Origin of the sequence: Castellaniella defragrans 65Phen, assembly GCF_000612685.1 — a bacterium.
Lineage (GTDB): Bacteria > Pseudomonadota > Gammaproteobacteria > Burkholderiales > Burkholderiaceae_B > Castellaniella > Castellaniella defragrans.
This window is the reverse complement of sequence record NZ_HG916765.1, coordinates 1,966,954-1,984,081: the sequence shown is the minus strand read 5'-3', so window position 1 is coordinate 1,984,081 and position 17,128 is coordinate 1,966,954. Positions and strand designations below refer to the sequence as shown.

12 protein-coding genes and 1 pseudogene are annotated in these 17,128 nt (G+C 68.2%); 3 read left to right on the top strand and 10 right to left on the bottom strand.

Annotation, left to right across the window (positions count from 1 at the left end):
• Window positions 1-2: 2 nt before the first annotated feature.
• The 3 genes and pseudogenes from BN940_RS08880 to BN940_RS08870 form a co-directional block, all read right to left on the bottom strand.
• On the bottom strand, window positions 3-1,169 hold the full coding sequence (locus BN940_RS08880; protein WP_052355731.1) for a formylglycine-generating enzyme family protein: 1,167 nt from the start codon (window positions 1,167-1,169) through the stop codon (window positions 3-5).
• A complete protein-coding gene (locus tag BN940_RS08875) occupies window positions 1,159-3,456 on the bottom strand; it encodes a sulfatase-like hydrolase/transferase (RefSeq protein WP_084330832.1) in 2,298 nt (765 codons plus the stop codon). The genes BN940_RS08880 and BN940_RS08875 overlap by 11 nt, the downstream gene beginning before the upstream one ends.
• 135 nt (window positions 3,457-3,591) lie before the next feature.
• Window positions 3,592-3,912, bottom strand: a pseudogene (locus tag BN940_RS08870) (TonB-dependent receptor domain-containing protein); the annotation flags it as partial.
• A gap of 376 nt (window positions 3,913-4,288) precedes the next feature.
• Between BN940_RS08870 and BN940_RS08865 the strand changes: the two are divergent.
• On the top strand, window positions 4,289-5,017 hold the full coding sequence (locus BN940_RS08865) for a type 1 glutamine amidotransferase (RefSeq protein ID WP_043682249.1): 729 nt from the start codon (window positions 4,289-4,291) through the stop codon (window positions 5,015-5,017).
• Window positions 5,018-5,024: 7 nt separating this feature from the next.
• On the opposite strand, the gene BN940_RS08860 is transcribed toward BN940_RS08865, so the two are convergent.
• Window positions 5,025-5,714 carry a helix-turn-helix transcriptional regulator gene (locus BN940_RS08860; protein ID WP_043682246.1) on the bottom strand — a complete coding sequence of 230 codons (690 nt, stop codon included), beginning with the start codon at window positions 5,712-5,714 and terminating at the stop codon, window positions 5,025-5,027.
• A 331-nt stretch (window positions 5,715-6,045) separates the two neighbouring features.
• On the opposite strand from BN940_RS08860, the gene BN940_RS08855 reads away from it, so the two are divergent.
• Both BN940_RS08855 and BN940_RS08850 read left to right on the top strand, forming a co-directional pair.
• A complete protein-coding gene (locus tag BN940_RS08855) occupies window positions 6,046-7,434 on the top strand; it encodes a tryptophanase (protein ID WP_043682244.1) in 1,389 nt (462 codons plus the stop codon).
• 93 nt (window positions 7,435-7,527) lie between these two features.
• On the top strand, window positions 7,528-8,937 hold the full coding sequence (locus BN940_RS08850; protein ID WP_052355730.1) for an amino acid permease: 1,410 nt from the start codon (window positions 7,528-7,530) through the stop codon (window positions 8,935-8,937).
• Between the two features lie 22 nt (window positions 8,938-8,959).
• On the opposite strand, the gene BN940_RS08845 is transcribed toward BN940_RS08850, so the two are convergent.
• The 6 genes from BN940_RS08845 to BN940_RS08820 all read right to left on the bottom strand — a co-directional run bounded on the left by BN940_RS08845 (window position 8,960) and on the right by BN940_RS08820 (window position 17,023).
• Window positions 8,960-10,078 (bottom strand): acetoin dehydrogenase dihydrolipoyllysine-residue acetyltransferase subunit, encoded by a 1,119-nt coding sequence (locus BN940_RS08845; RefSeq protein ID WP_043682241.1) that lies wholly within the window; start codon window positions 10,076-10,078, stop codon window positions 8,960-8,962.
• The gene (locus BN940_RS08840; protein ID WP_043682230.1) at window positions 10,078-11,097 is read right to left on the bottom strand and encodes an alpha-ketoacid dehydrogenase subunit beta; all 1,020 of its coding nucleotides are present in this window, start codon (window positions 11,095-11,097) and stop codon (window positions 10,078-10,080) included. The genes BN940_RS08845 and BN940_RS08840 overlap by 1 nt, the downstream gene beginning before the upstream one ends.
• A gap of 30 nt (window positions 11,098-11,127) precedes the next feature.
• Window positions 11,128-12,129, bottom strand: a complete 1,002-nt coding sequence (locus BN940_RS08835) for a thiamine pyrophosphate-dependent dehydrogenase E1 component subunit alpha (RefSeq protein WP_043682227.1) — start codon at window positions 12,127-12,129, stop codon at window positions 11,128-11,130.
• A gap of 30 nt (window positions 12,130-12,159) precedes the next feature.
• Window positions 12,160-13,356, bottom strand: a complete 1,197-nt coding sequence (locus BN940_RS08830; RefSeq protein WP_052355729.1) for an ATP-NAD kinase family protein — start codon at window positions 13,354-13,356, stop codon at window positions 12,160-12,162.
• 160 nt (window positions 13,357-13,516) lie between these two features.
• Window positions 13,517-15,529 carry a sigma-54-dependent Fis family transcriptional regulator gene (locus BN940_RS08825; protein ID WP_043682224.1) on the bottom strand — a complete coding sequence of 671 codons (2,013 nt, stop codon included), beginning with the start codon at window positions 15,527-15,529 and terminating at the stop codon, window positions 13,517-13,519.
• Between the two features lie 231 nt (window positions 15,530-15,760).
• Window positions 15,761-17,023 carry an MFS transporter gene (locus tag BN940_RS08820; RefSeq protein ID WP_043682221.1) on the bottom strand — a complete coding sequence of 421 codons (1,263 nt, stop codon included), beginning with the start codon at window positions 17,021-17,023 and terminating at the stop codon, window positions 15,761-15,763.
• Window positions 17,024-17,128: the final 105 nt, after the last annotated feature.

Below are 17,128 nucleotides of genomic sequence, written 5' to 3'. Positions count from 1 at the left end.
TCTCAATGCGGCCACAGCCGCGCCAGCACGGACGGCGAGGCCGGCGGCGGCGCGTCGGACACCAGCCGGAAGCCCACGTGCGACATGGGGCTGTAGGGGTCCGCCGCCTGCCGGGCGCTGGGCCGGTAGGCCAGGCAATAGCTTTCGTTGCACAGGAACGAGCCTCCCCGGATCACCCGCCTGGGCGCATCGGCCGGGACGCCCGGATCGGAGGGATCGTAGGACCGGGGCGGGCCGCGCGGATCGGCGATGGGCTTGCCCTGCGCCGCCTGCGCCTGGCGGGCGAAATAGCGCGCGTCGTACCAGTCGGCCACCCACTGCCAGGCATTGCCCGTCATGTCGTAGAGCCCGTAGCCGTTGGCCGGGAAGGACATCACCGGCAGCGTGCCGGCGGCGCCGCCCGCCTCGGGGCTGACGACGGGAAAAGCGCCGCGGCCGGAATCCCAGTAGTTGGCCATGGGCTTGCCGTCGGGCATCAGCTCGTCGCCCCAGACGTAGGTGGCCTGCTCCAGGCCGCCGCGCGCGGCATATTCCCATTCGGCCTCGGTCGGCATGCGCTTGCCGGCCCACCGGGCATAGGCCTGCACATCGGCGTAGCTGACCTGGACCACGGGATGGTCGCCCTTGCCCTCGATCGAACTGCCCGGCCCCTGCGGATGGCGCCAGTCGGCGCCCGGCACGTAGCGCCACCACTGGCTGTAGTCCGCCAGATTCACGGGCCTGTCCGTGCCGACGAACACCAGGGCGCCGGGCACCAGCACCGAATCGGGCGGCCTGGGCGTGCCGGGCGGCAGCTGGACGCGGACGGTCTCCCAGTCGGGCGTGCGCTCGGCCGTGGTCACATGGCCGGTCTGCCGCACGAACTCGGCGAACTGGTCGTTGGTGACGTGGGTGAGGTCCATCCAGAAGCCCTTCACCCGGACCGGATGGGCCGGCTTCTCGTTGCGCTGGGCGAGCCGGCTGTCGCTGCCCATCAGGAAGACGCCGGGCGGCACCCATGCCATGTTCCCGGGCGTGTCCTTGCCGTCGCCGAGGATGGCGACGGGTTCGGCCGGCCCGGCCTGCGCACGGACCTGGAACCAGGCGTAGCCCCCCGCCGCCGCGGCGATCAGGACCGCGGCGGACAGGGCGACGAATCGCGGGCGGAGGCGGGGGCGGTCAGTAGACACTGGCGGGATAGACGCAGGTCTTGCCGAGGTTCAGGCTGACGACGTCCTGGTCGGGACCGTTCGTGTAGCCATCGGGCGGGCTGCCGGGGACGGCGCCCGCGAAATCGTAGACGCTGGACTTGCCCCAGTCGGCGTGGATGCGGCGCCAGTTCTCCAGGTCGGCCTGGTCCACGATCCCGTCGATGTTGCCGTCGCCCTCGCAGAGCACCGCCGACTGCATCAGGCGGTCGAGCCGGTCCTTCAGATCCTTGTAGGCGGCTTCCTCCCCCGCCTGCCAGCCCGGCCTGGGGGTGCCGTCGGGGTTGACCTTGCTCGTGCCCTCCTCGTCGAGCAGGGGCGTGCCCTTCGCCTGGTCGACTTCGTAGAACTCGTATTCCACCTCGTCGTGGATGCCCTTGACCGGATCGAAGCGCTTGAAGGTATTGCGCACCAGTTTGTAGCGCGCTTCCCGCACGGCCACGGACTGGTCGGGCATGACGGTGTACAGCTCGGCCTCCGGCACGCCGTTCTCGTAGCGCACCTGGTTCACCTGGGCGCAGGTGCCGTAGGAGGCGATGGCGTTGTCGCCGCCCATGGGCGCGAGGTCGTCGTGCCCCTCGCCCCACCAGAAGCCGCTGTTGTCGCCGCAGACGGACTTCGAGGTGGCGATCTGCATGCAGGTGCCGCCGCCCGCCGCGGTCGTCACCACGCAGGGCCCGTTGCGTCCGCCGTCGGCCTGCTGGTTCAGGCCGCTGATGGCGAAGTTGGTCTGGCGCAGGGCCGGCTGCGAGGGATTCTTCAGGTAGGCCTGGATGCCGACGGAATCGACCGGGCGCGAGGCCGGCAATGCCTGGCGCACATCGATGCCCGCCAGCTCGCCGAAGAGCTCGAACAGGTCCACCCCGTTGACCATGTGCTCGACGTCGCGGCCGGGATCGGCCACGCCGCGCCCCGCCACGATCAGCGGTACCCAGACGCCCGTCTGGTAGGCCGTGCCCTTGGCGCGCGAGCTGTCGAAGGGCGCCTTGACGGCCAGACCCAGCGAGCCGTTGTCGCCGACGATGACGATCACGGTGTTGCTGGCCGCGGGATCGTAGTTCAGGCTGCCGTCGGGATTGCGGGCGGCGATCCCGGTTTCCACCAGCAGGCGGCCGAACTCGGCGTCCATCGCCTGGGTCATGCGGTTCTGCAGGACCTGCATGCGCAGCACGTCGGCGGCCGATCCGCTGCTGGTGCAGCTGAGGTTGTCGAACACGTGGGCATCGGGATAGCCGCCGGGGCCGACCAGGTCGGACAGCAGCGCCGCGGGCGGCTGCTGCCAGGGCGTATGCGCCGCGGTGTAGCTGACCGTGGCCATCCAGGGCTTGCCGGCCGCGCGCGACTTGATCCAGTCGATGGCCGCGTCGGTCTCGATGGTGGTGCGATAGCCGCGGGCGCGCTTGTCCTCGGGCGGCACCTGCTCCGCCCGGCCGTTTTCCAGGATCACCAGGGGCGACACGTAGTAGCCGTTGTAGCGGGAAAAATCCAGGCCGGCCGGCTTCGGGTCCGCGCAGCTCGCACCGGGCACGAGGATGCCGCCGGCCGCCAGGCACTGCAGCCCCGCCACGTCCTGCTCCGGCGCGTCCTTGCGCACCGGCCGGCAGCTGTCGTCCGGAAAATGGCAGGCGCCATGCGCGGCCCCGTCCGCGGCCGTGGCCCCCGGCACGAAGCCGCACTGGTTCGAGGTGCCGGCCGGCACGGCGCCGCCGGCCCGCAGATCGATGGATTCGGGCAGCCCGCCGATCCAGCCATAAAAATAGTCCCAGCCGAACAGGGCCGGCGTGGCGATGCCCGCCTCGTTGTTTTCCGGGCCGGCGAGGTGAAACTTGCCGAACATGGCGCTCTCGTACCCCGCCTTGCGCAGCAACTGGGGCGCCGCCGTTTCATAGGGCGAGAGCTGGGCATTGGCCAGGTCGCTGGGGCCCAGCGCCTGGTAGGTGTGGGTCCGGGTGGGATAGCGTCCGACGAAGAAGCTCGCCCGCGCCGGCGAGCATTCCGGCTGCGACCAGGTGTTGCGGAAACGGATGCCGGCCTGCGCCACGGCATCCATATTGGGCATCTTCGGGGGATTGGCGCCGCCGTAGCCGAAGGACGTCATCTGGTCGATGCCGACGTCGTCCATCATGACGAACAGGATGTTGGGCTTATCGGGCTGGGACGGCGCCTCGGCCACCTGACCGGAGCCGCCGCCGTCGCAGGCGGCCAGCAGGAAAACCGCCCCGATCGCCGCGCCCGCGGCAGGAAAAATGCTTCTCTGTCCTTCTGACATCTCCATCCCCTTCTTTTGACTTTGTCAAACATTGAAGGAAAAAAATTGATGTGTGTCAAGAAGAAACCACCTCTGCGGTGCGCGCCGCCACGGAGGCGACGGCCGGCGGCCCCTGGATCGTCCCGCAGTCCTCCGTCAGAACGTGCCTCGCAGCGTCAGCGCGGCATTGACCGGATCCCCGTAGCGGTTGCTCCAGTTCAGGCTGCTGAAGCTCTGGTAATACCTGCGGTCGAAGACGTTGCTGACGTTGAGCGCGGCCGTCCAGCGCTTGTCGATGCGGTATCCCACCCGCAGGTTCGCCAGGGCATAGCCGCCCTGATGCAGGGTGGCGCCGCCGGATACGACCTTGTATTCGCTTTGCACCTGCACGCCGCCGCCCACGCTCCAGCGCCGTCCCTGCCACGGCAGGTCGTAGTGGGTCCACAGGCGCAGGATGTGCTTCGGATTGAACGTCGCGTACTGGCCGCTCTGGACGAGGACCAGCTTGACGCCCTGCTCCAGCGGCTCCTCGTGCCAGTCCTCGCTGGCCGGATGCAAAATGCCCGCCACCAGTTTGACGCTGGCGTCGAAATGGGAGACGTCCGAACATGGCCGGTTTTCGCGGCCAGGCTCGCCGTCCCCCTCTCCGGATGCGGCTTGCGCGCATCCGGGACCCGGCCGGGACCCGCGCCGGCGCCGGCGCGATTAAACTTCCGGCAAGGCGACTGGACGGGCGCGAGGCCGGAACACCCGCGAAAGCCCGGACCGCGGCTCGATCCGGCCCGGCCGCCGGCGCCCCCCGGCCACACCCGGATCGTTCAACGCACTTGCCCAACGCGCTCCAAGGAAGATCATGAAGGTCCATTTCGTCGTGCACGAGTCGTTCGAGGCGCTCGGCGCCTATGAAACCTGGGTCGAGGACCGCGGATTCGAGGCGAGCCATTCGCGCGTCTACGACCATGAGCCGCTGCCGCGGTCCATCGACGGCATCGACCTGCTGGTGGTGATGGGCGGCCCGCAATCGCCGTCCACCACCCGGGAGGAATGCCCGCACTTCGACGCCGCCGCCGAATGCGCCCTGATCGCCCGGTGCATCGCCGGCGGAAAGGCCGTCGTCGGGGTCTGCCTCGGATCGCAGCTGATCGGCACGGCCCTCGGCGCCCCGCACGAGCACAGCCCGGAAAAGGAAATCGGCAAGTTCCCCATCACGCTGACGGCCGCGGGCAAGGCGAACGGCAAGCTCTCGCACTTCGGCGACACGCTGGAAGTGGGCCACTGGCACAACGACATGCCGGGCCTGACCGCACAGGCGAAGATCCTCGCCTACAGCGCAGGATGCCCCCGGCAGATCATCGAATACGGCGATCTCGTCTATGGCTTCCAGTGCCACATGGAATTCACGCCCGCGGTGGTGGAACTGCTGATCGCCGCATCGGAGCGGGAACCGGAAACATTCGCCGCGCGCCGGTTCGTGCAGCCGCCCGACGTCCTGCGCGCCCACGACTACGGCGCCATGAACCGGAAGCTCTACGGCTTCCTCGACCGGCTGGTGGAAGCCTACGCGAACGGGCGCCGCGGCTAACCAGCAGCTAGCCCGCGGCGCGCACGGCGCTCAGGTAGCGGTAGACCGTGGCCGGGGAGCAGCCCAGTTCCTCGGCCAGCAGGCCCACGGCGCCTTTCACGCCGAAGAAGCCGCGCGCATCCAGGCCGCCGACCCATTTCAGGCGCTCACGATGGCGCAGCCGCCCCGGTTCCTCGTTCAGTTCGGCCCGGGCCCGGGCCAGAATGTCCGCCGCCAGCCCGCGCCCCGAGGCCGGAGACGGGCGCGGCGGCATTTCTCCGGCCGCGGACACGTCCTCCAGCGCCTGCGAGACGAAATGGCTGTCGACGAAGGAATCGGGGTGCCGCAGCCGCAGGATCCGTTCGCTGAGATCGCGGTAGCGGCTGTCGTCGAAACTGATGCTCAGCAGGCCGGCCCGGCGCCGGGCCTCGTCGGTGATGACGCGCGCCGAGGTCCGCAGCAGCTTGCCCGTCGCCGTCATGTCGGCGAGCTGGATCCACTCCTCCGGCTGCTCGTCCCGGGGCTCGTCCAGCCACTGCCCGAGCAGCGGGGGCAGCGGCGCCCCGAGCGTGCGCTGGGTGACGTGGCCGTTGGCGATCGCCACGATCGCGGCGGCCGGTTCCGTCAGGTCGTACAGGGCGATTTCATAATCCGGCCCCAGGGTCCTGCCCAGGAAGCCGGTCAAGGCGATGTGGTTCGGCAGCCAGGCTTTCTGCATGATGTTCGTCCGTTCTCCGCGGACAGCGATGCTCCGCGGCCCATCGCACGGCTGTTCCGCCCGAGGATGGAAAGAATGAAACCTCATGCAAGATGATAATTTTTTATCATGAAAAGCGCAACGAATTCAATGATTCTTGCAAATTTTCCGCCTCATCGGCATAATCCGTCGCATAGGTGGCTGTTACGCCTATAAATTGATAATAATTTCTTAAAACATCGCAGACAAGAAATCTTTATCCTTCGCACTGTCCGCCTGTCCACGGCCGCCGGCAAGGCGTCCACGCGACGACCGGGGTGTCCTCCCATCCAATCGTTTCCGGAGGCCTCTCATGGCGATCAAATACATCCCCGAACCCTTCCGCATCAAGTCGGTCGAGCCGCTGTGCATGCTCACCCGCGAAGAACGCGAGTCCCGGCTCATCGAAGCCAAATACAATCTTTTCGGCCTCAAGGGCGAAGATTGCGCCATCGACCTGCTGACCGACTCCGGCACGGGCGCCATGAGCACCGGGCAATGGGCCGGCATCATGCGCGGCGACGAAGCCTACGCCGGCGCGGCCAGCTACGAAAAGCTGATCGATACGGCCCGCGACCTCTTCGGCTACGACTACATCCAGCCGGTGCATCAGGGGCGCGCCGCCGAAAAGGTCCTGTTCCCGCTGCTGCTGTCCGCCGGCAAGCTGGCCCTCTCGAACATGTTCTTCGACACGACGCGCGCCCACGTCGAACTCGCCGGCGCGCGCTGCATCGATTGCGTCGTCGAAGCCGCCAGGCACCCCGCCGAACGGGCCCGCTTCAAGGGCAACATGGACGTGCCGCGCCTGGAGCAACTGCTGCGTGAACACGGCGGGCGCGTCGGCCTCATCGTCATGACGATCACCAACAACTCGGCGGGCGGGCAGCCGGTCTCGATGCAGAACCTGCGCGAAGTCGCGGCACTGGCCCGGCAATACGGGATTCCGGTCTGCATCGACGCCGCCCGCTACGCCGAGAACGCCTATTTCATCCAGCGCGACGAGGCGGAGTACAAGGACGTGCCGATCCCCCGGATCGTGCGCGAGATGTTCAGCCACGCCGACCTGTTCACCATGTCGGCCAAGAAGGACGCCATCGTCAACATGGGCGGGCTGCTCGGCGTGCGCGACGGCGCCTCGGACCTGATCCAGGGCATCCGGACCGCCTGCATTTCCTACGAAGGCTTCTACACCTACGGCGGGCTCAGCGGACGCGACATGGAGGCGCTGGCCGTCGGGCTGCGCGAAGGGATCGACGAAAGCTACCTGCGCTACCGCATCGGCCAGATGGAATACCTGGGCGGCCTGCTGGACGATGCCGGCATCGCCTACCAGTCCCCGGTCGGCGGACACGGCATCTTCGTGGATGCGGCCGCCCTGCTGCCGCACATCCCCTATACCGAATATCCCGGCCAGGTCCTGGCCATCGAACTGTATCGGGAAGCCGGCATCCGCAGCTGCGACATCGGCTCGTACATGCTGGGCAACGACCCCGACACCGGCAAGCAGCTGCAGGCCAGCTTCGAGTTCACGCGCCTGGCCATCCCCCGGCGGGTGTACACCCAGGCCCACCTGGACGTCGTGGCCGAGGCGCTGAGCGAAATCAAGCAGCGCGCGCACCGCATCACGCGGGGCTACCGCATCACCTGGGAACCCCCCATCCTGCGCCACTTCCAATCCTCGCTGGAACCCATCGCCGCCTGATCCCGCACAAAGCAAAAAACAAACCAAAGAACAAGCCGGATCCGGGAGCAGGCCGAAGCCGCCCCGGAATCCGGTGCCTCAGGAGACAATCCCATGTCAGCCACTCAAGCCGGCGGACTCGCCCGCAACCTGAAAAACCGCCACATCCAGATGATCGCCCTGGGCGGCGCGATCGGCACCGGGCTTTTCTACGGCTCGGCCGCGTCCATCCAACTGGTCGGTCCGGGCATCATCCTGTCCTACGTGATCGGCGGGCTCTTCATCTACCTGATCATGCGCATGCTGGGCGAGATGTCCACGCAGGAACCCGTCTCGGGCGCCTTCAGCCATTTCGCCTACCGGTACTGGGGCGCCTTCCCCGGCTTCCTGGCCGGCTGGAACTACTGGCTGCTCTACATCCTGGTCAGCATGGCCGAGCTGTCCGTGGTCGGCATCTACGTCTCGTACTGGCTGCCCGGCTTTCCCGCCTGGGCGAGCGCCTTGACGGTCCTCGTCGGCATCACCGCCATCAACCTGATCAACGTCCGGTTCTTCGGCGAATGCGAATTCTGGTTCGCCCTGATCAAGATCCTGGCCATCATCGGGATGATCGTGCTGGGCCTGGTCCTGATCGTCTTCGGCCTGGGACACGAAAGCACCGGGATCGACAACCTCTGGATCCACGGCGGCTTCCTGCCCAACGGCGTCCACGGGCTGCTGCTGTCCCTGGTGGTCGTGATGTTTTCCTTCGGCGGCACCGAGCTGATCGGCATCACGGCGGGAGAATCCGACGACCCGGCAAACAGCATCCCCCGCGCCATCCGCCAGGTCATGTGGCGCATCCTGGTCTTCTACATCGGCGCGCTGACCATCCTGGTCGTCATCTACCCCTGGAACCAGGTCGGCATGGAAGGCAGCCCCTTCGTCATGATCTTTTCCCGGCTCGGCATCCCCGCCGCCGCCGACCTCCTCAACCTCGTCGTGCTGACCGCCGCCATCTCGGTCTACAACAGCGGCATGTACAGCAACGGCCGCATGCTCTACAGCCTGGCCGAACAGGGCAACGCCCCGAAGATCTTCCTGCGCCTGAACCGCAACCGGATCCCGGCGGCGGGCATCCTGTTCTCCTCGGCCTGCACCCTGGTGATCGTCCTCGTGAACTACCTGATCCCCGAAGGCGCATTCATGCAGGTCATGGCCGTGGCCACGGCCGCGGCCACCCTCACCTGGATGCTGATCGTCCTGGTGCATTTCCGGTTCCGCCGGGCGCACCGGCGGCAGGGTTCCACGCTGCGCTTCGAGTCGCCCTTCTTTCCGTACGCCAACCTCCTGACCGCCGCCTTCCTGCTGCTGATCCTGGCGATGATGACGCAGCTGGACGGCACGCGCAACGCGGTCTGGATCCTGCCCTTCTGGATCGGCCTGCTCTACGCCGGCTACCGGATCGCCGGCCTGCACCGGCGGCCCGAAGGGCCGCGAGCCCGGCTGGGCGTCAATCCCGAGTCGGCGGCCGGAATCGATTGAGGCGAGGCTTTCTTCGCCCGACTCAGGCAGCCTGCAGGTGCGCCTTGAGCAGCGCATTCACCTCGCTTGCCTTCTCCATCTGCGGCATGTGTCCGGCGCCGGCCAGGATCTCGATGCGCGCGCCTTCGGGGGCGGCCTGCGCCTGGGCGCTGGGTATGATGCGATCCTCCCGGCCCCAGACCACGAGCACCGGCTTGTCGAAACGGCCCAGCTCGCGTCCAGGCTGCTCCGCCTGCCGCCCGCCGGCGAACAGTTGCCGGTCGAGCGCCGTCAGGGCCTGCGTGACGCCATCCAGGCGCTTGTACCTCAGCAGATCGTCGAGCATCTGCCGAGTGACCAGACTGTCATCGGCGAACAGCAGCTGGGCGACGGGCTTGAGCTCGCGGCGCGAGGCGGCGCGGATGAAACCGCCGGTGTAGTCGCCGTTGATGTCGTCGCCGAAACCGGCGCTGTCGATCAATGCCAGCGAGGCCGCCCTGCCGGGGGCGTCCAGCGCCAGGCGCATGGCGATCGCGCCGCCCAGCGAATGCCCGATCAGATGGGCCGATTCCACGCCGACCGCGTCCATGAACCGCGTGACGAAGGCGGCCATCTCGCCCAGGGTGGCGCCGGCCAGCGCGATGCTGGTCTGTCCGTGCGCGGGAAGATCGAAGGCGATGACCGGGCCGCGCCCGGCCAGGGCATCGATGTTGAACAGCCAGTTGTTCAGATCGCCGCCAAAGCCGTGGATCAGCAGCGCCGGCACGCCCTCGTCCGGCCCGCGCCGCACATGGCGCACGCGGATGCCGCCCACGTCCGCATACAGGTAGGCCGGCCCGTCGTCCCCGCCTTCGGCTTCCGCGGCCGGCACCTCGTAGGCCGCGATGTACGCGTCGATGTCGGCCTCGCTCACGTCGGGCCCGGCCATGACGGCGAGCAGCGCCTTGACCGGCAGGACCTCGCCGCTGGCCGCCACGATGCGGCGCAACACCCCCGGATCGGTGGCTTCCACCGCATTGGAGATCTTGTCGGTCTCGACGTCGACCAGCGCCTGGCCCCTCTCGATGGGGTCGCCCACCGACACCAGCCATTCCAGCACCGTGCCCTGGCGCATCTCCAGCCCCCACTTGGGCATGACGATCGGGGTAATCTCCATAGCCATCACTTGCTCCCTTTCTTGCCCATTGCGCGGCGCGCCGCCTGGGCGATGCGCTCGGCGCCGGGGATGTACATGTCTTCCAGCGCCGGCGAAAACGGCACAGGGGTGTGCGGCGGCGAGACCATCTGCACGGGCCCTTCCAGGGCATCGAAGAGCTGCATCGCCACCTGGGCCGCCACGTCGGCCGCGATGTTGCAGCGGGGACTCGCCTCGTCGACCACCACCAGATGCCCCGTGTTCTCGACCGACTCCAGCACGGTGTCCATGTCCAGCGGCGACAGCGTGCGCAGGTCGATCACCTCGGCCTCGATGCCCTCCCGGGCGAGCAGCGCCGCGGCCTCCAGGGCGCGGTGGACCATGAGGCCGTAGGCCACGATCGAGACGTGCTTGCCGTCGCGCACGATCTCTGCCTCGCCGAAGGGAATGGCATAGGGCGCCTCGGGCACGTCGCCCTCCATCCCGTACAGGTTCTTGTGCTCGCAGAAGATCACGGGATCGTTGTCGCGGATCGACTGGATCAGCAGTCCCTTGCTGTCGTAGGGCGTGCTCGGGCACACCACCTTCAGCCCCGGGATGTGCGTGAACAGCGGAGTCAGCATCTGCGAATGCTGGGCCGCCGCGCGAAAGCCGGCGCCCACCATCGCCCGGATGACCACCGGGGTCTGCGCCTTGCCGCCGAACATGTAGCGGAACTTCGCGGCCTGGTTGTAGATCTGGTCGAAGCACACGCCCATGAAGTCGATGAACATGAGCTCGGCGATCGGGCGCATGCCGCAGGCCGCCGCGCCGATCGCCGCGCCGATGTAGGCGCTCTCGGACAGCGGCGTATCGAGCAGGCGTCCGCCGTGCTTGCCGTGCAGATCCTTGGTGACGCCCAGCACCCCGCCCCAGGCATCGCTCTGCCCCCCTCCGCCGGCGCCGCCGACGATGTCCTCCCCGAGCATGATCACGCTCGGATCGCGCGCCATCTCCTGATTGATTGCTTCATTGATCGCCAGTTTCATACTGAGTTTTCGGGCCATGATAAAAGTTCCTGGTCGGTTCAGTCGGGTTCAATAGCTGACGTACACGTCGGTGGTCAGGTCGGCCTCGGTCGGCAAGGGAGCGGCCTTCGCCTGCTGCACGGCGTCTTCGATCAAGGCCGCCACCTCGCGGTCTATCGCATCGAGCTCGGCCTGCGCGATGACGCCGGCCTCGGTCACGCGCGCGGTGAAGAGCTTCAGGCAGTCGCGGTTGAGGCGGATGTCCTCCAGCTCGCCCGGGGCGCGGTAGGTCTGCGCGTCGCCTTCAAAGTGGCCATAGAAGCGCACCACCTTGCATTCGAGCACCGAGGGTCCGCCGCCCTCGCGGGCGCGCCGGATCACCTCTCCGGCCGCCTCGTGCACGGCGAAGAAGTCGATGCCGTCGACCGTGACGCCCGGGATGCCGAATCCCGCCGCGCGATCGACATAGCTGTCCACGGCAGTGGCGTAGTAGCGCGAAGTGGCCTCGGCATAGCCGTTGTTCTCGATCACGAAAATCATCGGCAGATCCCAGGCCGCGGCCAGGTTCATGCTTTCGAGCACCGTCCCCTGGTTGGACGCGCCGTCGCCGAAAAAGGTGATGCCCACCTCGCCCTTGCCGCGGAACTTGGCCGCCAGCGCGGCGCCGCAGACCAGGGGGGCGCCGGCGCCCACGATCCCGTTTGCCCCGAGCATCCCCTTGGACAGATCGGCGATATGCATGGAACCGCCCTTGCCGTTGCAGGCCCCGCCCTTCCTGCCATAGATTTCCTTCATCATGGCGACCACATCCACGCCCTTGGCAATGCAGTGGCCGTGGCCGCGGTGCGTGCTGGCGATGCGGTCGCCGTCGCCCAGGTGGTGGATGACACCGACGCCGGTCGCCTCCTCTCCGGCGTACAGGTGGACGAAGCCGGGGATGTCTCCCCGCGCGAAATCCACATGCAGACGTTCCTCGAATTCGCGGATCGTGCGCATTTTCCGATAGCAATGCAGCAGTTCATCGTGCCCGAGCGGCAACGCGGTCGATCCGGTGGGATGGGCAATGGCCATGCGGCTCTCCTTGCTGGGTGGGATGGCGCCTCAGGAAACTGAAGCGGTGGGGGAAATTGGCGGGGAATCGCCGTGCGCGCGGCGCAGCAGCCCGTGTTCGGCGGCATGGCGCAGGCAGGCGCCGACATCGACGCTGCGAAACGCGCGTTCGCGCAGCGTCACGGTGAGCACGTCATCGGGGCCGAACGTGATTTCGCGCTCTCCGTCGAGCGCCACGACGCCCTCCCGCTGGCGCACGCGCACCGGCTCGCCATCGGACAGCCGCCGCCAGGCATGCACGGGTACGGTCTCGATGAGACCGGGCACGATGGGCGCCCGCAGATCGAAGCGGGGAACTCCGGCCGCATCCGGTCCACCGGCGCCGGCGGCCCGCGCGGCCTCCGCGCCGGGGACGCCCGAGGGGGACAGCTCGACACACAGGCCGCCCGGCTCATGCCGCCCCACGGGGTCGAGCAGGCCGCCGATGGACGACAGGCCAAGCGCATCGGGCTCGGCGAACGACAGATAGACGGCGGCGAGCGAATCCGTTTTCCAGAGGGCTCTGGCGCCGATGTAACGCTCGCGCGCAATCGCGACGTCCACCAGGGCGATGTCGCTGCGCGCATCGTCGCGTCCCGCATTGAGCGCCACGTCCAGGCGCTTGTTCCACGCCAGGGCCCGTGCCGCCGGAATCCGTCCGCTCGCGTACAGGCCGACTGCCAGGCCGGCCGTCGTGGCCTCGCGCATTTCCGGATAGGCGTTGTTGGTGCCGGTCGAGATGCCCGCGATGGGAACCCGGCCGCATTCGCGCACGACTGCGCGATGGGTGCCGTCGCCGCCGAGCACGATGATCGCGGCCGCCCCGGCTTCGCGCAGCAGGCGGGCCGCCCTGAAGCTGTCATCGACCCGGCCGGTCACCGGCATTTCCAGCCAGCCCAGGCGCGGCCAGCGGCGGTCGCTCCCGTCGGCCGCGCGGGCACGCGCCAGATGGCGAGTGAGCATGACGCGCAGGCCCTCGTGATCGGGCATCATCAGGACCTGGCGCACATCGCAGGCGCCCAGCGCCGCGAGTGCGCGCAACACGATATTGGCCCGGTCCGCAAGCTGCAGGCTGCCCGCATTGGCGACGACGCGCCGGATGTCGCGCGCCGATACGGGATTGGCAATGATGCCCACGACCGCGCCATCCCCGGCCGCCCCCGCCCGATCCGATACGCCGGCCGCCGCCTGCCGTGCAGCTTCGCGCATTGCGTTCTCCCAGAATCATTGCCATGACCCGGGAGATGCAAAAGGCGTGCCAACCCTGCGGAGGCTTCCAGCCGGCGGAATTTAAGGGTTGACCCTGAAAAAACGGCCGGATCGGCCGCGACACCTGGAACGGCCTGTGACAGCTGTCACAGGCCACCTGTCACAGCGTATCCCCCGCCGCGCTGATCTGATTGGGCGAGCGCACGCCATAGCGCTTCATGCGCCGGTACAGGGTCATCCGGCTGATGCCCAGCTTGCGCGCCGCGGCGCTTACGTTCCAGCCCGCGGCGCACAGTTCCCTGACGAGCGGCGCCGCATCGTACGGCGGCGGGCCGCCATCCGGATGGCCAGGCGGCCGGCCCGCCAGCCGCGGCCCGCCGCCGTCGCCCGGCACCGGCGCCGCCGCGCGCTGGCACTGCGCGAAATCATCCGGGAGATCCGCATCCCGGATGATGCCGTGATTGCAGACCGCCCGCGCATATTCCAGCACGTTGCGCAGTTCGCGCAGGTTGCCCGGCCAGCCATAGGCCCCGAGCCGGGCCCGCGCGGCCGGTTCGATCCGGATCCCCGTGCCCAGCAGCTTGCCGATGAGCCAGTCCAGGTCGCTGCGCTCGCGCACGGGCGGCAGCGTGAACACGACGCCCTTGAGCCGGTAGTACAGATCCTCGCGGAAGCGTCCGTCGAGCACGAGCCGCTCCAGGTCATGGTGACTGGCGGAAATCACGTGGATGTCCACCGGCACCGGGCGCACCGCGCCGACGGCCAGCACCTCGCGCTCGGCGAGCACCCGCAGCAGCCGCGCCTGCAGCGCATACGGCATGTCGCCGATCTCGTCCAGAAACAGCGTGCCGCCGTCAGCCTCCTGGATCAATCCGCGCTTGCCGTTGGGTCCGGCCCCCGAGAAGCTGCCGGGCAGATGGCCGAACAGCTCGCTCTCGATCAGGGTCTCCGGGATGGCCGCGCAGTTGACCGAGACGAACGGCCGCCGGTGGCGGGCGCTGGCCGCGTGCAGCGCCTTGGCGAAATATTCCTTGCCCGAGCCGGTCTCGCCATGAATCAGCAGATTGATCGGCGAATCCACCAGCCGCGCCGCGCGCTGCAGCTGGCGCGTGAGCGGCGCATCGCCGCCCGTCAGCGCGGCGAGCGGCGCGGGGAGGTCCGCCACGCTGGGCAGCGTTCCCGGCATCCCCTGCGGGCGTTTCACGGGGGGCACCGCCGCGAGGAACAGCGTATGGCCGGTTTTCGTGAAGGTGATGGCCCGCCCTTCCGGCCGCCGGGAGCCGAGATAGTCTCCCAGCCGCTCGAAGGAAGCATCGAAGATCGCATCGAACGCGCAGCCCAGGATCCGGCTCTCGTGCCGCGTCCCGGCGCCCGGCAGGCCAAGCTCGCGCTCCAGCAGCTTCTGCGCATACCGGTTGTGGCCGATCACGCGGCCCCCGGCGTCCAGAGCGATCAGGATGTCCGGCGCCACGTCGACGAAGGCCGGCGACGCCGACAGGCGCAGCGTCCAGTCATGGTGGTGCGCCCGCATGAAGCAGGCGTTCTCGATCCGCTGAGCGTAGATCTTGACCAGCTGCAGCGCGAACTGCTGGCTGGACTTGGGAGCCGGGGACGTGAGCGCCGAGGCATCCAGCACGGCGCTCATCCGCCCCTGCGAATCGAATACCGGCACCGCCGTGCAGGTCAGCGGAATATGCGTGACGTCGAAGTGATCCGTCTGATGCACCGTCAGCGCCTGGCCCGTCGCCAGTGCGGTACCCACGGCGCAGGTCCCGGCATGCGTCTCCGCCCAGTCCGCCCCGAGATAGAGGCCGGTGCGGCGCAACTCCGCCGCGGAGCGCTCGTCGCCGATGTAATCCACCGTCACGCCCTGGGCGTCGGTCAGCAGGACCACATAGCCCACGCCCGCGATCTGGTGATAAAGCTGGATGAGGCCGTCGCGCGCGATCCGGGTGAATTCTTCGACGCGCTCCTGGTGTTCGCGCAGTTCGCCGCCGGGCAGGATCCGCGCCGGCTGCGGGCTGGTCGGGTCCAGCCCATGGACATCGACGCAGCGCTGCCAGGAGTCCTGTATGAGACTGTCGCAACCCGTGCCGTGGATCGCGGGCGCGCGCTTGCGCCCGCTCGTCAGGCCGAGCACGGTTTCGATGTGGCAGCGCTGGTTCAGGTCCACCGGCGTCTCCTGTGCGGTGGATAGAATGACCCCAGTGTAGCGAATTTGCCTGCGAACCGCATGATGGTCACATCCGGCGGCGCACGCGCAGCGGCACGAAGCACGGCAGCGTGCCCGGCGGGGGGAAGGCCCAAGGAGGCCGATGGCGCAAAAGAGCATCGGCAGGGCCATGGCCATCACCAACAGGAAGGGGCAGGCCCGCCGGGGAGCCCGGATATCGGCTTTCGGTGCTCATGGACATGCCGGCCCATCCCGTTCCACCAGCATCGGCTGCGTGGATCGAGCAACCGCCTCGCGCACCCGGAAGGCGATACCAAAGGCGGCCAGAACGCCCAGCGTGAGCACCGCCAGCATGCCGTCGTAGCCCAGCACGTCGAGCAACATGCCCGCCAGCACCGGCACGGCCAGACGCGCCACCGTGAACAGCGTGACCTGCAGCCCATAGTCGGTCGCATTGCGCTGGCGCCGGGTGAAACACATCGTCAAGCCGAACATCAGCGCCGACACCAATCCCATGCCGGCCGCGACCAGGATCGCGCTGGCGATCAGCCAGCCCTCTTCGCCCAGCGGCATCCAGACGGTCAGCGTCAACAGGACCAGTGCACCCAGCGTCACCAGCAGGTACAGCACGATGGCGCGCGCAATCCCCAGCAGCGGTATCAGCAGGCCACCGATCAGACTGAACAACGCGCCTGTCGAGCCCCCCACGATGCCGACGATGAAGGCCACGCGCTCGAGCGGCATGCCCAGATCCAGCATCAACGGCTTCAGGTACAACCACGCCGCGCCGATGAAAGGAAAGCTGGTCAGCAGCAACAGCGTCCACTGCCGTGCGCCGGGCTGGCCGAAGAATCCCGCCCAGTCGGCCAGCATGCCGGGCTCGGGCGCCTGATCGGCGGCCATCGCTCCCCGCGGCGCGGCCCGTGAGCACAGGAGCAGGAACGGCGGCATCCCCAGCGCCAGCCCGGCGCCCATCAGCCAGAATGGCGCCTGCCAGCCATGGCGCGCCTGCACGACGATCAGGATGCCGCCGCCCACGATCGCCCCCAGGAACATCGCCGCCGAGCGGATGCTGCCCGCCCGCATCTGTTCGGCGCGCGGCAGCCACTGCACCGCCAGCGCATTGAGCGGGATGTCGGCCCAGGTGGCCGCGACGCTGACGGCCAGCGTCAGCGCGAACAGCAGCGCGTGATCATCGATCAGGTTCGCCCGGCCAAGCTGCCAGTACAGCGCCAACAGCGCCACGCACAGCAGCAGCAGCCAGTGCACGAAGTGCCCGCGCCCCAGCCGCATCCGCTGCACCGGCACGGCGAACAGGAACTTGAAGATCGCCGGCAGCGCCGCGAGCTGGAACAGGCCGATTTCCGTGCCGCTCCAGTCATGCTGGCGCATCACCACCGGCATGCCGAACATCAGGTAGATCGCCGGCACGGCCAGCGCCAGATTCATCCAGCCAAACAGCCATTGCAAACCGAGCAGACGCATCCTGGCCATGGGGCTCTCCTGTGTGAGTGAATCTGCGAGTGTGGCCTCCTCCTTGGCATCCTGGAACCGGATCCGAGAATCGCATAGGAATAAGATCGCTTTGCATATGAATGT